This is a genomic window from Modestobacter sp. L9-4 (genome assembly GCF_019112525.1).
In the GTDB taxonomy this organism is placed as follows: Bacteria; Actinomycetota; Actinomycetes; order Mycobacteriales; family Geodermatophilaceae; genus Modestobacter.
Genome location: NZ_CP077800.1, coordinates 2616624 through 2633901, shown reverse-complemented (window position 1 = coordinate 2633901; position 17278 = coordinate 2616624). Strand labels below are relative to the sequence as shown.

At 73.7% G+C, this 17278-nt stretch carries 17 protein-coding genes and 2 tRNA genes; 13 read left to right on the top strand and 6 right to left on the bottom strand.

From position 1 onward, the window contains the following. Positions 1 to 51: 51 nt before the first annotated feature. Both KUM42_RS12375 and KUM42_RS12370 read right to left on the bottom strand, forming a co-directional pair. Positions 52 to 558: a MarR family winged helix-turn-helix transcriptional regulator gene (locus KUM42_RS12375; protein WP_237492688.1), complete on the bottom strand. Its 507-nt coding sequence runs from the start codon at positions 556 to 558 to the stop codon at positions 52 to 54. Positions 559 to 654: 96 nt separating this feature from the next. Next, positions 655 to 1806: a hypothetical protein gene (locus tag KUM42_RS12370; protein ID WP_237492686.1), complete on the bottom strand. Its 1152-nt coding sequence runs from the start codon at positions 1804 to 1806 to the stop codon at positions 655 to 657. Positions 1807 to 2005: 199 nt separating this feature from the next. Between KUM42_RS12370 and KUM42_RS12365 the strand changes: the two genes are divergently transcribed. The 4 genes from KUM42_RS12365 (at position 2006) to KUM42_RS12350 (ending at position 7643) form a co-directional block, all read left to right on the top strand. Continuing rightward, complete coding sequence (locus tag KUM42_RS12365; RefSeq protein WP_237492684.1) at positions 2006 to 3295, top strand: alpha-hydroxy-acid oxidizing protein; 1290 nt, start codon at positions 2006 to 2008, stop codon at positions 3293 to 3295. Between the two features lie 59 nt (positions 3296 to 3354). Beyond that, complete coding sequence (locus KUM42_RS12360; RefSeq protein WP_237492681.1) at positions 3355 to 4257, top strand: universal stress protein; 903 nt, start codon at positions 3355 to 3357, stop codon at positions 4255 to 4257. A 406-nt stretch (positions 4258 to 4663) separates the two neighbouring features. Beyond that, positions 4664 to 7276 carry a discoidin domain-containing protein gene (locus KUM42_RS12355; RefSeq protein ID WP_237492679.1) on the top strand — a complete coding sequence of 871 codons (2613 nt, stop codon included), beginning with the start codon at positions 4664 to 4666 and terminating at the stop codon, positions 7274 to 7276. A gap of 88 nt (positions 7277 to 7364) precedes the next feature. Beyond that, complete coding sequence (locus KUM42_RS12350; RefSeq protein ID WP_237492678.1) at positions 7365 to 7643, top strand: MSMEG_0570 family nitrogen starvation response protein; 279 nt, start codon at positions 7365 to 7367, stop codon at positions 7641 to 7643. A 62-nt stretch (positions 7644 to 7705) separates the two neighbouring features. On the opposite strand, the gene KUM42_RS12345 is transcribed toward KUM42_RS12350, so the two are convergent. The 3 genes from KUM42_RS12345 to KUM42_RS12335 all read right to left on the bottom strand — a co-directional run bounded on the left by KUM42_RS12345 (position 7706) and on the right by KUM42_RS12335 (position 9198). Further along, a tRNA-Arg gene (locus tag KUM42_RS12345) sits at positions 7706 to 7778 on the bottom strand. Between the two features lie 16 nt (positions 7779 to 7794). Then, positions 7795 to 7879: transfer RNA gene (locus KUM42_RS12340), tRNA-Ser, on the bottom strand. 98 nt (positions 7880 to 7977) lie between these two features. After that, entirely contained in the window at positions 7978 to 9198 is a 1221-nt protein-coding gene (locus KUM42_RS12335) for an MFS transporter (protein ID WP_237492676.1), read from the bottom strand. Positions 9199 to 9288: 90 nt separating this feature from the next. Between KUM42_RS12335 and KUM42_RS12330 the strand changes: the two genes are divergently transcribed. The 8 genes from KUM42_RS12330 to KUM42_RS12295 all read left to right on the top strand — a co-directional run bounded on the left by KUM42_RS12330 (position 9289) and on the right by KUM42_RS12295 (position 15210). Next, positions 9289 to 9819 carry a CGNR zinc finger domain-containing protein gene (locus KUM42_RS12330; protein WP_237492674.1) on the top strand — a complete coding sequence of 177 codons (531 nt, stop codon included), beginning with the start codon at positions 9289 to 9291 and terminating at the stop codon, positions 9817 to 9819. Between the two features lie 66 nt (positions 9820 to 9885). Next, entirely contained in the window at positions 9886 to 11316 is a 1431-nt protein-coding gene (locus KUM42_RS12325) for a bifunctional phosphatase PAP2/diacylglycerol kinase family protein (protein WP_237492672.1), read from the top strand. 167 nt (positions 11317 to 11483) lie between these two features. Continuing rightward, positions 11484 to 12017 carry a hypothetical protein gene (locus KUM42_RS12320; RefSeq protein ID WP_237492670.1) on the top strand — a complete coding sequence of 178 codons (534 nt, stop codon included), beginning with the start codon at positions 11484 to 11486 and terminating at the stop codon, positions 12015 to 12017. A 416-nt stretch (positions 12018 to 12433) separates the two neighbouring features. Next, positions 12434 to 12922, top strand: a complete 489-nt coding sequence (locus tag KUM42_RS12315; protein ID WP_237492668.1) for a hypothetical protein — start codon at positions 12434 to 12436, stop codon at positions 12920 to 12922. Positions 12923 to 13072: 150 nt separating this feature from the next. Then, positions 13073 to 13255, top strand: a complete 183-nt coding sequence (locus tag KUM42_RS12310; RefSeq protein WP_237492666.1) for a hypothetical protein — start codon at positions 13073 to 13075, stop codon at positions 13253 to 13255. A 57-nt stretch (positions 13256 to 13312) separates the two neighbouring features. Continuing rightward, the gene (locus KUM42_RS12305; RefSeq protein ID WP_237492664.1) at positions 13313 to 13501 is read left to right on the top strand and encodes a hypothetical protein; all 189 of its coding nucleotides are present in this window, start codon (positions 13313 to 13315) and stop codon (positions 13499 to 13501) included. Positions 13502 to 13612: 111 nt separating this feature from the next. Beyond that, positions 13613 to 14161: a DoxX family protein gene (locus KUM42_RS12300; protein ID WP_237492662.1), complete on the top strand. Its 549-nt coding sequence runs from the start codon at positions 13613 to 13615 to the stop codon at positions 14159 to 14161. Next, positions 14158 to 15210, top strand: coding sequence for a PHP domain-containing protein (locus KUM42_RS12295; RefSeq protein WP_237496674.1), 1053 nt, complete (start codon positions 14158 to 14160; stop codon positions 15208 to 15210). Before KUM42_RS12300 ends, KUM42_RS12295 begins: the two co-directional genes overlap by 4 nt. On the opposite strand, the gene KUM42_RS12290 is transcribed toward KUM42_RS12295, so the two are convergent. Further along, positions 15175 to 16053 (bottom strand): ATP-grasp fold amidoligase family protein, encoded by an 879-nt coding sequence (locus KUM42_RS12290; protein WP_237492660.1) that lies wholly within the window; start codon positions 16051 to 16053, stop codon positions 15175 to 15177. The genes KUM42_RS12295 and KUM42_RS12290 overlap by 36 nt on opposite strands. 151 nt (positions 16054 to 16204) lie before the next feature. On the opposite strand from KUM42_RS12290, the gene KUM42_RS12285 reads away from it, so the two are divergent. Next, positions 16205 to 17275, top strand: coding sequence for a hypothetical protein (locus KUM42_RS12285; protein WP_237492658.1), 1071 nt, complete (start codon positions 16205 to 16207; stop codon positions 17273 to 17275). Positions 17276 to 17278: the final 3 nt, after the last annotated feature.

The window sequence follows — 17278 nt, the reverse complement described above, 5'->3', positions numbered from 1 at the left end:
TGAGCCCGGCGCACAGCGGCGGACGGCGGAGCGGCCGCGGGCGCAGGGCGGTCAGGCGCGGGGGCGGCGGGTGGCGGCGGAGACGCGGGCCAGGGCGTCGGTGACCACGGGGGCGTCGTCGCCGAGCATCGTGAGCAGGTGCGCGACCAGGTCGTCGTGGGTGGCGGTGGCCGCGCGCACCCGCTCCCGGCCGGAGTCGGTGAGCCGGGCGTGCAGCAGACGGCGGTCCTCGCCCAGCCGCTCGCGGGTGACCAGTCCGTCGTCCACCAGCCGGTTCACCGTGCTGGTGATGCCCGGGCGGGAGAGCCCGACCGCCTCGGCGAGGTCGCCCATCGAGGCCCACTCCTCGGGTGCCTCCGCGACCCGGCGCAGCACCTCGAAGCCGGTCAGCGACAGCCCGTGCTGGCGGTGCAGCGCCGAGTCGACGCGGTGGGTGATCCGGTCGTGCACCTGGACGATGCGCAGCCAGGTCTCGGTGGCGCTGGGGCCCGCGGCAGCCAGGCCGCGCACGTCACGGGGCACGCCGCGGGGCGGCGCGCCGTCGTGCAGGCGGTCCATGTGCTGGTCCATGAGCGGGTCCACGTCTGTCGTCGAGGTGTGTGTCCAGGATCGCCGGTGCACCGGCGGCACCGCGCGCCGGGCCGGTCGGCCGGGTCAGCGGCCCCCGTCGGCGTGCCGCCCGCGGGAGCGCCGCGTGCCCATCACCCCGAGCGTCCCCGCCGCCCCGACCAACGCCAGCCCGGCGGCGACCGTGGCCGGTGAGCCGGTGCTCTCCGGCACCACCCCGTCGCGGGCGGCCACGTCGAGGTCGAGCCCGGCGGTGGTGGCGGAGTCGGTGCCGGTGAACTGCACGGTGGTCGACCCCAGGGCCGCACCGCGCGGGATCTGGACGACGGTCTCGACGCTCCCGTCGGGCGCGGCGGTGACCGTGGTCAGCGGCTCGTCGGTGCCCGGGAGGGTGACCGTGACCGGCTCCCCGGCGCTGAAGCCGGTGGCCCGCACGGTCACCACCCCACCCGGGGAGACCGCGGCCGAGGAGCTGGACGCCGCCGCGCCGCCGCTGCGCCCGGCCGTTCCGGACGGCGTCCCGGGGCCGGTGGTGCGCGGCGGGCTGCCGGCGTCCGGCGTCCCGGCGGACGTGGTCCCCGGCGTGGTCGTCTCCGGGGTCGTCGTCCCCGGGGTCGTCGTCCCCGGGGTCGTCGTCGTGGTCGTCGTCCCGGGTGCGGACGTCGCCGGCGGGACCGGCTGCGTCGTCCCGGGCACCGAGGGGGTGGGCACGCCGGGCGCCGAGGGGGTCGGCTCGAGCGAGGGGGGCGGAGCGGTCTCCGGCAGCGGGCCGGTGGGCGGCACGGAGGTGGCCGGGGGCACGGTCGGGGTGACCGGCGGGGCGGTCCCGGTGGGCGGCGGGGTCACCGCGGCGCAGTCCTCGGCGCTGGGCCGGGTGTAGGTCTCCAGCTCCAGCGGGGCCTCCACGGTGCCGTCGGCGGCGGTGACGCTGACCGAGACGTCGACGGTCACGCCCCAGCCGATGCCGGCGCTGACCAGCTCGGCCCGCTCACCGGGGGCGAGCTGCGCGGCGTCCTGCTCGCCCGCGCCGTCGAGGACCAGCGCCACGCGGTGCGGCTCGCTGCCGTTGGTCACCAGGGTGCGCACGACGTCGGGCCCGCAGCTGGGCCCGTGGGTGACCGTGGCGCTGGGCCGGCGGGTGTCCTCCATCGCGGCGGCCGGGGCGGCGAGGGCGACCCCGGCGGCGGCCAGGGTCAGGAGGACGAGGGACAGGCGGACGGGCGGGCAGGACGACGGCACGGTGGAGCTCCCCCGATCTGCCCAGCCGGAGGGCGACCTCCCCGGCACGCTGGCTGCACTGCCCTGATCATCGCCGGAGCATGCAGTGCGTGGCCGCTCAGTCACTCCAGTCACTTCCGTGTCATCGGCGTGTCCCGACGGGCGTGTCGGATGGACGGGTGCTGGCGGCCGGCGAGACGCGCGTCACTACGGTGGACCGATGAGCTCAGCGGCGGGCACCGGGCGGCGGCGGCAGGACGCGGTGTACCGGGCCGGGGCCTACGGGCACACGCCGCGCGTCCCGACCGCCTACCGGGCACTGGCCCGCCAGGCGCGGGCGCGACTGGGCGCCCGCGCGTACGGCTACGTGGCCGGGGGCGCCGGCGGCGAGGACACCCAGCGTGCCGACCTGGCCGCCTTCGACCGCTGGTCGGTGGTGCCGCGGGTGCTGCGCGACGTGAGCGTCCGGGACACCTCGGTCGAGCTGTTCGGACGGCGGCTGCCCGCGCCGGTGCTGCTGGGCCCGGTCGGCGCCCTGGAGCTGCTGCACCCCGAGGCCGACCTGGCCGTGGCCCGGGCCGCGGCGGCGGTGGGCGTGCCGATGGTGTTCTCCAACCAGGCGTCGGTGCCGATGGAGACCACGGCCGCGGCGATGGGCGACGCACCGCGCTGGATGCAGCTGTACTGGTCCAGCTCCGACGAGCTGGTCGCCAGCCTGCTGGGCCGGGCGGAGGCCAGCGGCTGCGAGGCCGTCGTCGTCACCCTCGACACCACGATGCTCGGCTGGCGGCCGCGCGACCTGGACCTGGGCCACCTGCCCTTCGCCCTGGGCAAGGGGATCGCGCAGTACACCTCCGACCCGGTGTTCCGCCGGCTGGTGGCCGAGCGGGCCGCGGCCGCCGACGGCGCCCCGCGGGACCCGCAGCCCCGGCCCACCCCGGCGGCGGTGCGCGCGCTGGTGGGGATGGCCCGCGCCTGGCCGGGCCCGCTGGTGGAGAACCTGCGCTCACCACTCCCCCGGGCGGCGGTGGAGACGTTCCTGGCCATCTACTCCCGGCCCTCGATCACCTGGGACGACCTGGCCTTCCTGCGGGAGCACACCCGCCTGCCGATCGTGCTCAAGGGCGTCCTGCACCCCGACGACGCCCGGCGCGCGGTCGACGAGGGCGTCGACGGCCTGGTGGTCAGCACCCACGGCGGGCGCCAGGTCGACCGCTCGATCGCCGCACTCGACGCCCTGCCCGACGTGGTGGACGCCGTCGACGACCGGGTACCGGTGCTGTTCGACAGCGGGGTGCGCAGCGGCGCCGACGTGCTGGTCGCCGTGGCGCTCGGCGCCCGCGCGGTGCTGCTGGGCCGGCCGTTCGCCTGGGGCCTGGGCCTGGGCGGCGAGGACGGCGTCCGGCAGGTGGTGGAGGACGTGCTCGCCGAGTTCGACCTCACCCTGGGCCTGACCGGGCACACCTCGGTCGACCAGCTCTCCCGCGAGGTCCTGCGGCGTCGTCCGTGAGCGCCGCGCCGATCGGCAGGAGAGGCTGACGTGACCCCGCCCCCGAGGAGGCTGCTGCGATGACCGTCCTGCTGGGCTGGGAGGCCGCCGAGCACGGCGGTGGGGACGACGCCGCGCTGCGGCTGGCCGTGCGGCTGGCGCGCGCCGAGCAGTCGCCGGTCGTGGTGACCACGGTGGTGCCGCCGGACCCGGTGACCCCGGTCGCCTCCCGACTGGACCGCGAGTACCTGCAGTGGCGGGCGGCGCTCACCGCCACCCGGCAGGCGGAGGCGCTCACCGCACTGCGGGCCGCCGGGGTGGACGACGTGCGCACGGCCGTGGTGCCGGCGTCCTCGGTGCCGGCGGGGCTGGTCGAGGCGGCGGCCACCTACCGGGCGCGACTGCTGGTGCTGGGGGCGGCCGCGGAGGCGCCGGCCGGGCGCTTCGCCGCCGGGTCGGTGGCCGAGCGGCTGCTGCACAGCTCCCCGGTGGCGCTGGCGCTGGCACCGCGGGCGTGGGCGGCCGACGCCGCCCCCACCCGGCTGACCTGCGCGTGGGCCGGTGCCGAGCGGTCGGCCGAGGCCCTGGCCGCCACCCGCCGGTTCGCCGACCGCTGGGGCGTGCCGGTCCGGCTGGCCACGTTCGTGCCCGAGCGGGCGGCGCTGCTGCCCTCGGGGACGGGCCGGCCGACGGAGCAGGTGGTCAGCGAGGAGTGGGCCGGGCAGGTGCAGGGCGCGCTGGACGAGGCGGTGGCGAACTGGCCGGGGCCGGGCCCGGCACCGGCGACGCTGCAGGCCCGGGGCGCGGGCTGGGCCGGGGCGCTGGCCGAGGCACCGTGGGCACCGGGCGACGTGCTGGTGGTCGGGTCCGCGCGACCGGGCCCGCCGGGGCAGGTGTTCGTGGGGTCGACGGCGACGAAGATCCTGCGGGCGGCGACGGTGCCGCTGCTGGTCGTCCCGCGCGGCACGCCGACGACCCCTTGACGCCAGCATGTGTCCGGGGTCACAGTGAGGTGCGGGTGGGGGACGCCGGTACACATGGCCATCCAGCTCCTGGGGATGGACCGACCAACGCGGCCAGACCGTCAGGGCCGGCCCCCCGCCCGCCACTCGTGACACGCAGCGGCCCACCCGAGGTGACCTCACCTCCGGTGGGCCGCTCGTCGTTCCGACCCCCGCACGAGCTGCGGGGATCACGGTCTGCGCGTGGCGCCGCACGGAAGGTGAAGTCGTCGGCGCCCAGCTCTTCCCTTTCCTGTGACGACGGTCATACAGTGCGTGCGCACTTCCTCCACGGCGCGAAAGAAGCGCTGGACCGCGCACACCGAGCCGTGCGCCCGCCGCTGACCTCCAGCTCCCGGCACCCGTCGTCCTCCAGAGAGGCAGTCCCATGGGCACTGCTGTCCTGTCCCGTCGTCGATCCCGCCCCACCTCGTTCGTCGTCCTGCTCGTGCTGGCCCTGCTCGCCTCCTGGGGCCTCGCCGCGACCGCCACCCCGGCGTCGGCCGCGCCGGTCCTGCTGTCGCAGGGCAGGCCGGTCACCGCGTCCTCGACCGAGAACGCCGGCACCCCGGCGTCCGCGGCGGTCGACGGCGTCGCCACCACCCGCTGGGCCAGCGCCCAGGGCGTCGACCCGCAGTGGCTGCAGGTGGACCTCGGCACCACCGCCTCGATCAGCTCGGTGACGCTGAACTGGGAGGCCGCCTACGCCCGCGCCTTCTCCGTGCAGACCTCACCCGACGGCACCACCTGGACGTCGGTCTACAGCACGACCACAGGGACCGGCGGCACCCAGACGCTGGCCGTGACCGGCAGCGGGCGCTACGTCCGGGTGCTCGGCACGACCCGGGCCACCGGCTACGGCTACTCGCTCTACGAGTTCCAGGTGCAGGGCACCGCCGGGACCCCGACGACCTCGTGCGGGACGGCGAACGCCGCACAGGGCCGCACCGCCACCGCCTCGAGCACGGAGAACGCCGGCACCCCGGCGTCCGCGGCCGTCGACGGTGTCGCGACCACCCGCTGGGCCAGCGCCCCGGGCGTCGACCCCTCCTGGCTGCGGGTCGACCTGGGCTCGGTGCAGTCGGTCTGCCGGGTCGACCTGACCTGGGAGGCCGCGTACGCCACCGCCTTCTCGGTGCAGGTCTCCACCGACGGGACGACGTGGACCTCGGTGTACTCGACCACCACCGGCACCGGCGGCACCCAGACGCTGGCCGTCAGCGGCACCGGCCGCTACGTGCGGGTGCTCGGCACGACCCGGGCCACGCCCTACGGCTACTCGCTGTGGGAGCTCGGCGTCGGCACCACCGGCGGCGGGACGACGGTGCCCGCCGGGTGCCCGGTGCAGTCCGACACCCCCGACCTCGGCCCGAACGTCGCCGTCTTCGACCCCTCGATGCCCGCCGCGACGATCCAGGCGCGGCTGGACTCCGTGTTCGAGGCCCAGAAGCTCAACCAGTTCGGCACCCGGCGCGACGCGCTGCTGTTCAAGCCCGGCACCTACGGCGTCGAGGCCAACATCGGCTACTACACCTCGATCGCGGGGCTGGGCCAGAACCCCGGTGACGTGACGATCAACGGCCACGTCACCGTCGACGCCTTCGACGGCACCGGCAACGCCACGCAGAACTTCTGGCGGTCGACGGAGAACCTGGCCGTCAACCCGTCGGGCTCCGACCGCTGGGCCGTTGCGCAGGCCGCGCCGTTCCGCCGGATGGACGTCCGCGGCAACCTGGACCTGTTCCCGGCCAGCTACGGCTGGGCCAGCGGCGGGTACATCGCCGACAGCAAGGTGTCCGGCCGGACCGAGTCCGCCTCGCAGCAGCAGTGGTACACCCGGGACAGCTCGCTGGGCAGCTGGAGCGGGTCGAACTGGAACATGGTCTTCTCCGGCGTGATCGGGGCGCCGGCGCAGAGCTTCCCGAACCCGCCGATGACGACGCTGGCCACCACCCCGGTGTCCCGCGACGTCCCGTACCTCTACGTCGACGGCACCGGCAAGTACCGGGTGTTCCTGCCCTCCCTGCGCACCAACGCCACCGGCCCGAGCTGGGCGTCGGGCAGCACGCCGGGCACCTCGCTGCCGATGAGCCAGTTCTACGTGGTCAAGGCCGGTGACACGTCCACGACGATCAACCGCGCCCTGGACGCCGGCTGCAACCTCTTCGTCACCCCCGGCGTCTACCACCTGGACCAGACGCTGCGGGTCACCAAGCCGGGCACCGTGGCGCTGGGGATCGGCATGCCGACCTTCATCCCCGACGGCGGCGTGACCGCCATGACGGTGGCCGACGTCGACGGAGTGCGCCTGAAGGGCCTGCTCTTCGACGCCGGGACGACGAACTCCCCGACGCTGCTGACCGTGGGCACGGCCGGTTCGACCGCGAGCCACGCGGCCGACCCGACCACCATCCAGGACGTCTTCTTCCGGATCGGTGGTGACATCGCCGGCAAGGCGACCACCAGCCTCACCGTCAACAGCAACGACACGATCATCGACCACATCTGGGCGTGGCGGGCCGACCACGGCAACGCCGGGACCTACGGGTGGACGGTGAACACCGCCGACAACGGGCTGACCGTCAACGGCAACAACGTGCTGGCCACCGGCCTGTTCGTGGAGCACTACCAGAAGTACGAGGTGCTCTGGAACGGCCAGAACGGTCGGACGATCTTCTTCCAGAACGAGATGCCCTACGACCCGCCGAACCAGGCGGCCTTCATGAACGGGACGTCGAAGGGGTGGGCCGCGTACAAGGTCGCGGACTCCGTGACCACGCACGAGGCGTGGGGCGTGGGCAGCTACTGCTTCTTCAACATCGACCCCACGATCAGCGCCGACCGGGCCTTCGAGGTGCCGGTGACCCCGGGCGTGAGGTTCCACGACCTGCTCACCGTCTCCCTGGGCGGCAACGGGACGATCAACCGGGTCATCAACAACACCGGGGGCCCGGCCACGGGGACCGCGACCGTGCCCAGCTTCCTGGTCAGCTTCCCGTGACCTGACCTGACCTGGGCGCACGCACCACCGGCGGCCCCGCTCCCCTGTCCTGGGGAGCGGGGCCGTCCGCCTGTCGCACACTGGGCGCATGCCCGAGGTGGAGTTCGACGTCCGGTGGCCCGACGGCTCGCAGCAGTGGGTCTACTCCCCCTCGACCGTGGTCGAGGACGTGTTCGCCGCCGGCGGCGTCTACCCGGTGGGCGAGTTCGTGGCCCTCACCCGCGAGGCGATGGGCGAGGCCAGCCGCCGGGTGCAGGAGCGCTGGGGCTTCCCGTGCTCCCGCGCCGCCGCGACGCTGGCCTCGATCGAGACCACCGCGGCCCGATTCCCGGCCGGCGACGTCCAGGTGGCCGGCTTCCGCCGCTGACAACACGAACGGCCCCGCTCCTCACGAAGAGGAACGGGGCCGTTCGCTGTCTCAACCAGACGTGCACCCGAAGGGACTCGAACCCCTAACCTTCTGATCCGTAGTCAGATGCTCTATCCGTTGAGCTACGGGTGCGTGTTCAGTTGTTGCGCGGAGGCTCCGGGATTTGAACCCGGGATGGTTTTACCCAAACCGCATTAGCAGTGCGGCGCCATAGGCCACTAGGCGAAGCCTCCCGGGGCCCGAGTCTCCCCGGAACCACCGAGGAGAAAGACTACCAGCGCCCAGCGCCCGGGTTCCACGGGGGGGTCCACCCGGGCGCCGGAGCGCCGGATCAGGCGTGGACGACGTCCCGGCGGGGTGCGGTCGACACGGCCGGACGGCGCCCGGGCAGCAGCGTCACCGCGACGGCGAGGGCCGCGGCACCGGTGGCCATCACCAGCGCACCGCCGACGCCGGCCCGGCCCTCGATGAGCGAGCCACCCACCGCGGCACCCACCGCCGAGGCGCCGAAGGCGACCGTCGACAGCCAGGTGAACGCCTCGGTGACCGCCGACGCCGGCGCGATGGAGCCGACCAGCGAGCTCTGCACGGTCAGCGTCGGGGCGATCGCCGTGCCGCCGAGGAACAGCAGCGCGCCCAGCACCCACGGGCTGGAGACCGCGGCCAGCGGCGCGAGACCGATGGTGACGCCGAGCAGGCCCCAGCGGTACTGGCGCGGGAGCGAGGCGCTGAGCACGCGGGCACCGAACCACAGGCCACCGAAGGTCGACCCCAGCGCCCAGACGGCCAGCAGCAGCCCGGAGATGCCCGGCGACCCGGCCTCGTCGGCGAACGCCGGGACGGCGACCTCGAGGCCACCGACGGCGAGCATCAGCGCCGTCCCGCTGAGCAGGACGCGCGGCATGCCGGGCGTGGTGACGGTCTCGAAGAGCCGGCGGCGGGGGGCGACCACCGGTCGCCAGGCCCGCATCGGCGCACTGGTCGCGATGCCGAGTGCACCGGCGATGCCGAGCACGCCGGCGACGGCCAGCGCGACGGCCGGGCTGATCAGGAAGGTCAGCGTGGCCACGAGGGTCGGGCCGGCGACGAAGACCAGCTCGGTGAGCGTGGCGTCGAGGGCGTAGGCGGTGGGCCGCACCTGCGGGTCGACCCGCGACCAGAGCGCGCGCACGGTGCCCGACACCAGCGGGGTGCTCGCGCCCACGGCGGCGGCCGCGGCGAACATCGCCGGGACCGGGGCACCGCGGAGGACGACGACCGCGACGGTGGCCAGCAGCAGCGGGTAGGCCAGCGCCTGCAGCAGGAGCACTGGGCGCGGGCTGCGCCGGTCGGCGAGCCGGCCGAGCACCGGGGCGACCATCGCGGTGGCGATGCCGAAGGTGGCGGAGATCCCGCCGGCGATCGCGTAGGAGCCGGTCTGTTCCTGCACCATGAGCAGCAGCGCCAGGGGCACCATGGCCGAGGGCAGCCGGCCGGCGAACGCGGACAGCAGCAGCACCGGGGCGGACGGCAGCCGCCACACGGCGAGGTAGGAACGCATGGACAGACTCACTTCAGCACGGTCGAGACGGGGAATCGTAGGGGCTCAACAGCCGTTGACCCCCTACAGCTTCCCGACGGTAGCACGGAGGTAGGGAGTCAAATGGACTACGACACCTACGGGTCGAACGCCGTCGAGCTCGCCATCGACCTTGCCAACGTCGACCGCGCCGATCCGGCCTGGGTGCGCACGTTCCTCGACGCCCACCACGAGTGGTGGACCGAGGGGACCGCGACCGACCTCACCGGGCCCGAGGCCGAGGCGGTCGAGCAGGCGTCGTCCCTGGTGCGCGACGTCGCCCTGGCCGCCAGCCAGCCCGAGGTGATGACCCGGCTCAACGCGCTGCTGGCCCAGGCCTCGCCCAAGCCGTACGCGACCGACCACGACGGCGAGCTGCACCTGCACTACGCCCGGCCCGACGCCGGCGCGGTCGAGCAGCTGACCACCACGGTGGCGATGGGGCTCTCCCAGGTCGTCGTGCAGCACGGCTGGCAGCGGCTCGGCGTCTGCTCCGCCGAGGGCTGCGGCAACGTCTACGTCGACACCTCGCGCAACGCCAGCCGCCGCTACTGCTCCAACACCTGCTCCAGCCGCTCGACCGTCGCGGCCTACCGGGCCCGCCAGCGCTCATAGCCCCTCGGGGTCATGGAGTCCCAGCGCTCGGATTCCGTGGCGCTGGGACTCCACTAGCGTCCGCACATGCCCTCACCCCGCCGCTGGGACGCCGCCCTGCTCGCCCGCGTCGGCCGGCTGCCCACGACGCGGGTCGACCGGTGGCTGCGCCGACTGTCGACCTTCGCCGACCACGGCAAGCTCTGGCTTGTCCTCGGGGTGCTGCTGGGCCTGCGGCGCGGCCAGCAGCGGCGGGGCGCCGTCCGCGGCCTGGGGTCGCTGGCGTTCTCCAGCGCGCTGGTCAACGTCGTCCTCAAGCGGGTCTTCCGCCGCGTGCGGCCGGACCTGGCGAACGTGGCGTCCGACCGTTCGCTGCGGCGGGCACCACACACGCTGTCCTTCCCCAGCGGGCACTCGGCGTCGGCGGCGGCGTTCGCCACCGGGGTCGCCCTGGAGAGCCCGCTCGCGGGTGCGCTGATCGCGCCCGTGGCGCTGGGCGTCGGGTACTCCCGGGTGCACGTGGGCGTGCACTACCCCGGTGACGTGCTGGCCGGGATGGCCGTCGGCGGCGCGGTGGCCGCGGCCACGCAGCACTGGTGGCGGGTGCGACCCACCGACCCGGCCCGGGTGTGGCAGGCGTGGGACGCACCGGCGCTGTCCGAAGGCGAGGGGCTGGTGATCGCGGTGAACCCGCGGTCGGGCCGGGACGACTACTCCCCCGCCGAGGACATCGCCGAGCTGCTGCCCAAGGCCGAGGTGCTCGAGCTGACCGAGGACGCCGGGGTGAGCGAGCTGCTGGGCGAGGCGGCGCGGTCGGGCCGGGCGCGGGCGCTGGGCGTGGCCGGAGGTGACGGCAGCGTGGCGGCCGCCGCCGCGGTGGCGCTGGAGCACGGTCTGCCGCTGGCCGTCGTGCCGGCCGGGACGCTCAACCACTTCGCCCGCGACCTCGGGGTGGCGACGCCCCGGGAGGCGGCGGCTGCGGTGGTGCACGGCTCGGCGGTGCAGGTCGACGTCGCCGAGGTCAACGGGGTGCCGTTCCTCAACACCGCGTCGATCGGGTCGTACCCGGAGATGGTCGAGCGCCGGGACGCGCTGTCCGGGCGGATGGGCAAGTGGGCAGCGCTCACCGTGGCAGCCGCGCAGGTGCTGCGTCACGGGTCGCCGGTGGAGCTGGAGGTCGACGGACGGCGGATCTCGGCGTGGATCCTGTTCATCGGCAACGGCTGCTACGTGCCGCGCGGACTGTCCCCGGCCTGGCGACCGCGCCTGGAGGACGGACTGCTGGACGTGCAGTACCTGCGCGCCGACCTCCGCTTCGGCCGCACCCGCGCGGTGCTGGCGACGCTGCTCGGGGTGAGCGAGCACAGCCGCTCCTATGCGCACTTCCAGACGCCCGAGCTCCGGGTCCGGTCGCTGTCCGGGCCGCAGCAGGTGGCCTACGACGGCGAGACGGGCGACCTGGCGACCGAGTTCCTGTTCCGCAAGCGCGAGCGGCTGACCGTCTACTGCGAGCGCTGACGGTCGAGCTCTGCCCCGTGTCGAGGGCAGGGCTCGACCGTCCACAGTCAGGCTTTCGGGCGACGCGGTGAGCTGATCAACTGCGTAAGGTCCTGTGGACTTTCTGGACGCGCGCGGGGAGACGACGGATGCGGTTGGGGCGGACGACTGCTGCTGCGGTCGTGGGGATGGCGGTCCTCGCAGGCTGCTCCGACGCCGGGACGGCGAACGAGACCCTGCCGCCGATCACGTCCTCGGCAGCCCCGACCAGCGAAACGCTGCAGCCACTGGGTCCGCCTGATTTTCCATTACCGAAGGAAGCCCGTCAGCGCACGCCTGAAGCGGCGACAGCCGCTCTCACATATTACCTTGAGCTGATTCCGCGGCAAAGCTCAACAGGTGGTGAATCATTGCGCCAGCTCAGCACAGGATGCACATTCTGTGAATTTCTGGCCGCCCGGGCGGATGAGAATGCGTCAGCTGGCCTTGACTACCGCGGTGGCGACATTACCGTCAGCGAACTCAGTCAACCGGCCCTCCGTGCAGCTACGGCAGAATTTGTTTTCTCGGCTGCCCAAAGCGCAGTTGAGGTAGTAGGCCCCGACGGCCAGCCGGTCGAAGGACGTGGGCAGGCCGCCGTCTCTGGACTGCGCGCGGCGGCGGCCATGCAGTGGGACGACACGACCCAAGCCTGGCTTATGACTCAGTTGACGTTTGAGTGAAGGCGTCCCAAGGGGCAGCAGCAGCTGCTCTGACTATCAGCGCACTCGTGTTATGGCCCCAAGCTAACGGCCTCGCGTGCGAGGGCATCGTCTGCGAAGACCCGACACCGACAGTGACCATCCAGCCAGGCGCCCTTCGAGTTAGCGCGCTCAGCGGTGCAGCGGGCGACCCCGTCCGCGCAGCAAGCGCCAACCCCGCCCCCGAATTGCTTTACAACCTCGTCACCCCTTGCGAATACACCGATCCACGACAGGGCGCCTGCGAGCCTGGCGACTACGAATGCGAGCAAGTCCCCGACAGGCTAATTGCCTACTACTTTGTGATCAGCGAACGAATCGCACAGCCGGACAGGCGACCGGTAGTCAACCTTGCCCCTTTGGCCAGCGACCCGGTGGGCGAGACGTACGGACCGGTCATGAATGAGGGAGGTTCATGTGTCGACATCACCGATCTCAACCCGCCGCCGTCGCCCGACGAGGTGTTCCGCTACTTCCAGACCCTCCCCCTCCCGCAGCTGACCACCCGTCAGCAGCCGCCCGGTGAGGCACTGGTCGGTCTGCCGGTCATCTTCTTCACCGACAGCCCCACCACCCAGACGTTCACCGTCGACATCCGCGGCTTCGCCGTGACCATCGACGCCCGGGCGACGTCCTTCACCTGGACCACCGGCGACGGCACGACGCTGACCACCACCGACCCCGGGGCGCCCTACCCGGACCAGACGGTCACGCACGACTACGCGTCCGGCACGTACACCGCCTCCCTCACCACCACCTGGGGCGGCACGTTCTCCGTCGACGGCGGCGCCGCGGTCGACGTCCCGGGCACGACCACGACGGTCGGCGCCCCCACGACGTTCGCCGTCCGCCAGGCGCGGTCCGTGCTCACGAACCCCTACGACTGAGCGGGACGCCACACCAGCAACAACTGTCGCGACTGGACGATCGGCCCGTGAGGTGACCACGGCCAGGTCCAAGCTGATGACCATCACTTTGGCAGGACTTGCCGGTGGATCGTCCAGCTGGGCGCAACCCTGGACCACTACACATGACACGTGGTCATCGCCGTCATCTCCGCTGTCTGGGTCACCGCCTCCGCTGGGCTCGCGTTGGTGGTCGGCCGGGGCATCCGCCAGGCCGACGAGCACGCGCCCTACACCGACCACCTGGTCGGCCTCCCGGCCGAGCTCACGGTCGCCGACGTGCTCGGCGCGAGCAGCGCCCGCGTCAGCCACTGACCAGATGGGCCGTCCGAGGGGCTCAAGGAACTCCCGCCGGGAGTCGATGAGGTCCACGTGACGGTCCTGCTGGTCATCGCCGGGGTCTGGCTCGCTGCCGCCCTGGCCGCCGCCCTCGTGATCGGTGCTGCCATGCGCCGTGCCGACCAGGGCGAGCAACGCCGACTGGCACGGGAACGACAGCTCGACCTCGACCGCGACGCCCAGCGGACAGGGCCCGACATCGACGACCGCCGCACCGCGTGAGGCTCGCCCGGCGGTGATCGTCACTTCTCACTACGGTCACTGAGCAGAGGTTGCCCCGGCTCTCACCAGGGCACCGCACTGCTGACGTCACCGATGGGAAGAGGTACCTCCATGTTGGTCCGCCGGATCGCCCGGCCCTTGATCGCCGGCACGTTCCTCTACGGGGGCATCGACACCCTCCGTCACCCGCAGAGCCGGGTGCCGGGTGCTGCCCCGATCGTCGAGCAGCTCACCGAGATCGCCGACAAGCAGCTTCCCGTCCAGGTCTCCCACGATGTCGAGCAGTGGGTGAAGATCAACGCCGCCGCCCAGGTCGGCGCCGGCTCCCTGTTCGCGCTGGGCCGCTTCCCGCGCTTCTCCGCCCTCGTGCTGGCCACCTCGCTGGTCCCCACCACGCTGGCCGGTCACCGCTTCTGGGAGCACACGGACCCCAAGGAGCGCTTCGGGCAGACCAGCAACTTCCTGAAGAACACCTCGATGCTCGGTGGCCTGCTGCTCGCCGCCGTCGACACCGAGGGCAAGCCGTCGGTCGGCTGGTGGGCCCGCCGCAGCGCCAGCGCCGCCGCCGCTGCCGCCGAGGCCAGCTACACCAAGGCCTCCAAGAAGGCCGCCAAGGCACAGAAGAAGGCCAGCAAGCAGGTCAAGAAGGTCGGCCGCTGAGCACTGCACCACTGCCGCCCGCGGGCGCGCTCCGGAGGATCGCCTTCCTCCTGGAGCGCGCCCGCGAGCCGTCGTACCGGGTGAACGCCTTCCGCACCGCGGCAGCCGTGGTCGCCGGCCTGGACGACGCGGAGCTCGACCGGCGCGTCCGCACGAAGTCGCTCACCGAGCTCAAGGGCATCGGCGACAAGACGGCCGCCGTCGTCGTCGAGGCGCACCGCGGTGAGGTGCCGGCCTACCTCCGCGGGCTCGAGGAGTCCCACGCCGAGCTCGCCCCGCTGGCCGACGACGCCGCGGCGCTGCGGGCCGCCCTCAAGGGCGACCTGCACGCCCACTCCGACTGGTCCGACGGCGGCAGCCCGATCCGCGAGATGGCCGAGGCGGCGCTCTCCATCGGGCACGAGTACCTCGCCCTCACCGATCACTCCCCCCGGCTCACCGTCGCCAACGGCCTGACCCCGCAGCGGCTGGAGCAGCAGCTCGACGTGGTCGCCGCACTCAACGCCGAGCTCGCGCCGTTCCGGATCCTCACCGGCATCGAGTGCGACATCAACGTCGACGGCACCCTCGACCAGGTCGACGAGCTGCTCGGCCGCCTCGACGTCGTCGTGGCCAGCGTGCACTCCGACCTGCGGGCCGCCAGCGCCGCGATGACCGAGCGCATGCTCGCCGCGGTCGAGAACCCGCACACCGACGTCCTCGGGCACTGCACCGGCCGGCTGGTCATCGGCCGCCGGCAGCGCAACGGCAGTCAGAAGCCCCGGCCGGAGAGCCAGTTCGACGCCGACGCCGTCTTCCGCGCCTGCGTCGAGCACGGGACGGCGGTGGAGATCAACTCCCGCCCCGAGCGGCTGGACCCGCCCCGGCGGCTGCTGACGCTGGCCGTCGAGCTGGGCTGCGACTTCGCCATCGACACCGACGCGCACGCCCCCGGCCAGCTGGACTGGCAGGACAACGGCTGCACCCGCGCCGTCGAGTGCGGGGTCCCGGCCGAGCGGGTCATCAACACGATGTCAGCGGCGGACCTGCTGGCCCGCACGCACGGCTGACCGCGCCGGCAGCTGCCACCACTCCCCCAGCTGCTCGTCCAGCACCGGGTCGAAGGCGTCCAGCCCGCCGCCGGGGTAGGGCGTGAGCTCGCCGAACCACACCTCGCCGTCGACGTCGAACAGGTCGACCCGGACGAAGTCGAAGGCCGCGCCCAGCGCCTCGGCCACCTTCGTCATCTCCGCGAGCCCGGCCGGTGGCGGGGTGACCGGGCCGGGCGCGACCGCCTCGGCGACCGTCACCGGCGTCCAGTCCGGGTCGTAGAGGCGCCGCCGGTGCGCGCCGAACCGCCCGGTGTCGACCTGCACCAGCCGCACCCGGCCACCGAAGACGAGGAACTTGTGGTCGGCGGGCACGGCACCGTCGGCGCCGATGAACTCCTCGACCAGCAGCAGCCGCCGGGCCTGGCTGTAGACCCACTCACCACGCGATCGGAACAGCGGCTCGTCCAGCCAGCCGGCGGTGACCCGGCGCAGCTCCGCCACGTCGGGCACCCCGGTGCCGATGTGCACGCGCATGGTGCCGTGGTTGGACTTCAGCACCCAGCGCTCCGGCAGCCCGGCGCCGGGCAGGTCGGCGACGTCGGTGCCGGTCCACAGCACCCGCGGCACCTGCACCGCCGGGAACGCCTCGGCCGCGTAGGCCTTCATCGCCAGCTTGTCGCCCAGCTGCCCGATCAACGGCCGCCGGTCGTGCACCACCCGCCAGTTGACCTTCTCGGTGAACGTCCGCGGACAGCGGGCCGGCCAGCGGCCGTGCGCACGCCGGAAGAGCACGGCCCGCTTCACCCGGAGCGGCAGCCGCGAGACGACGGCGTCCGGCAACGACGCGGCGATCGGACGCACACGACCAGTCTGCCGGGACGTGCGGAGCGGGCGCCTTCTAGGGTGCAGCCGTGACCACCGGAGGCCTGCGCTGAACACCTCGTCAGACCCCCGTCCCGGCGTCGGCTTCCTCGCCAAGGACCCGTGGAACCCGGCCATCCGGCGCGAGCACATGATCGCCGGTGAGCTGGTGCGCCGCGGCGTCCCGGTGCGTTTCGTGCAGGCGCCCAGCGACTGGCGCCGGCTGACCACCGACCCGGGCAACTGGACCCGGCACGTCGGGCGCGGCCAGTTCCTGCCGGTGGCACCCGGCATCGAGGTCTCCGAGCGCTCCACCCTGCTGCCCGGGCTGCGCGGGCCGGTCGCCGAGCGGGTCGACGCAGCCCTCTACAACCGGTTCCTGCGCCGCTCGGGCTGGGAGCAGGAGCTCACCGTGGTCATGTTCCCGTGGGAGTGGCGGGCCACCCGCGGGGTCGGCGGCCGGGTGGTCTTCGACTGCACCGACGACTGGGCGCGGCTGCTGCCGCAGGCCCGCGGGCTGCGCGAGCAGCTGCGCCGGATCGCCGACGAGGCCGACGAGGTCGTGGTGGTCAACCAGGTGCTGGCCGACCTCTTCCCCGGCCGGACGCCGGTCGTCGTGCCCAACGGCACCGACGCCGCGCTGCTGGCCGCGCCGCGCACGGTCGAGCGGGTGCCGCGGTCGGCGGTCTACGTGGGCAGCGTCGCCGAGCGGTTCGACGTCGACCTGGTGCGCGCGGTGCTCACCGCCCTGCCGGACTGGACGCTCACCGTGCACGGGCAGCTGGTGTTCCCGCTGCGCGCGCAGGCCGCGGCCGAGGAGTTCCTCGGTCTGGAGCGCGAGTTCCCCGGCCGGTTCTGCTACGCCGGGCTGCTGTCGCGCGACCGGCTGCCCGAGGTGCTGGACGCCGCCGCCGTCGGGCTGATCCCCGACGTGGCGAGCCGGGCGCTGGGCCAGTCGTCGATGAAGACCTACGACTACTGCTCCCGCGGCGTCCCGGTGGTCGCGACCGCCGGGCACCTGGAGCACTCCAGCGACGTGCCGCCGCACACCTACGTGGTGGACGGCGCCGCGGAGATGGTCGAGGCCCTGCAGGCGGCCGCCGACGAACCCGCGGACTGGGCCGAGGACCGCGTGGCCTGGGCGTCGGCGCGCACCTGGGACCGCCGCACGGACGCCTGGCTGGCCGCGGCGGGCGGCCGGCTGGTGAGCCCGCAGCACTGACCC

Coding starts and splice junctions, on each gene's coding strand:
- KUM42_RS12375 (WP_237492688.1), bottom strand. CDS start 558: ATGGACCGCCTGCACGACGGCGCGCCGCCCCGCGGCGTGCCCCGTGAC.
- KUM42_RS12365 (WP_237492684.1), top strand. CDS start 2,006: ATGAGCTCAGCGGCGGGCACCGGGCGGCGGCGGCAGGACGCGGTGTAC.
- KUM42_RS12360 (WP_237492681.1), top strand. CDS start 3,355: ATGACCGTCCTGCTGGGCTGGGAGGCCGCCGAGCACGGCGGTGGGGAC.
- KUM42_RS12355 (WP_237492679.1), top strand. CDS start 4,664: ATGGGCACTGCTGTCCTGTCCCGTCGTCGATCCCGCCCCACCTCGTTC.
- KUM42_RS12350 (WP_237492678.1), top strand. CDS start 7,365: ATGCCCGAGGTGGAGTTCGACGTCCGGTGGCCCGACGGCTCGCAGCAG.
- KUM42_RS12330 (WP_237492674.1), top strand. CDS start 9,289: ATGGACTACGACACCTACGGGTCGAACGCCGTCGAGCTCGCCATCGAC.
- KUM42_RS12325 (WP_237492672.1), top strand. CDS start 9,886: ATGCCCTCACCCCGCCGCTGGGACGCCGCCCTGCTCGCCCGCGTCGGC.
- KUM42_RS12320 (WP_237492670.1), top strand. CDS start 11,484: ATGGCGGTCCTCGCAGGCTGCTCCGACGCCGGGACGGCGAACGAGACC.
- KUM42_RS12315 (WP_237492668.1), top strand. CDS start 12,434: ATGAATGAGGGAGGTTCATGTGTCGACATCACCGATCTCAACCCGCCG.
- KUM42_RS12300 (WP_237492662.1), top strand. CDS start 13,613: ATGTTGGTCCGCCGGATCGCCCGGCCCTTGATCGCCGGCACGTTCCTC.
- KUM42_RS12285 (WP_237492658.1), top strand. CDS start 16,205: ATGATCGCCGGTGAGCTGGTGCGCCGCGGCGTCCCGGTGCGTTTCGTG.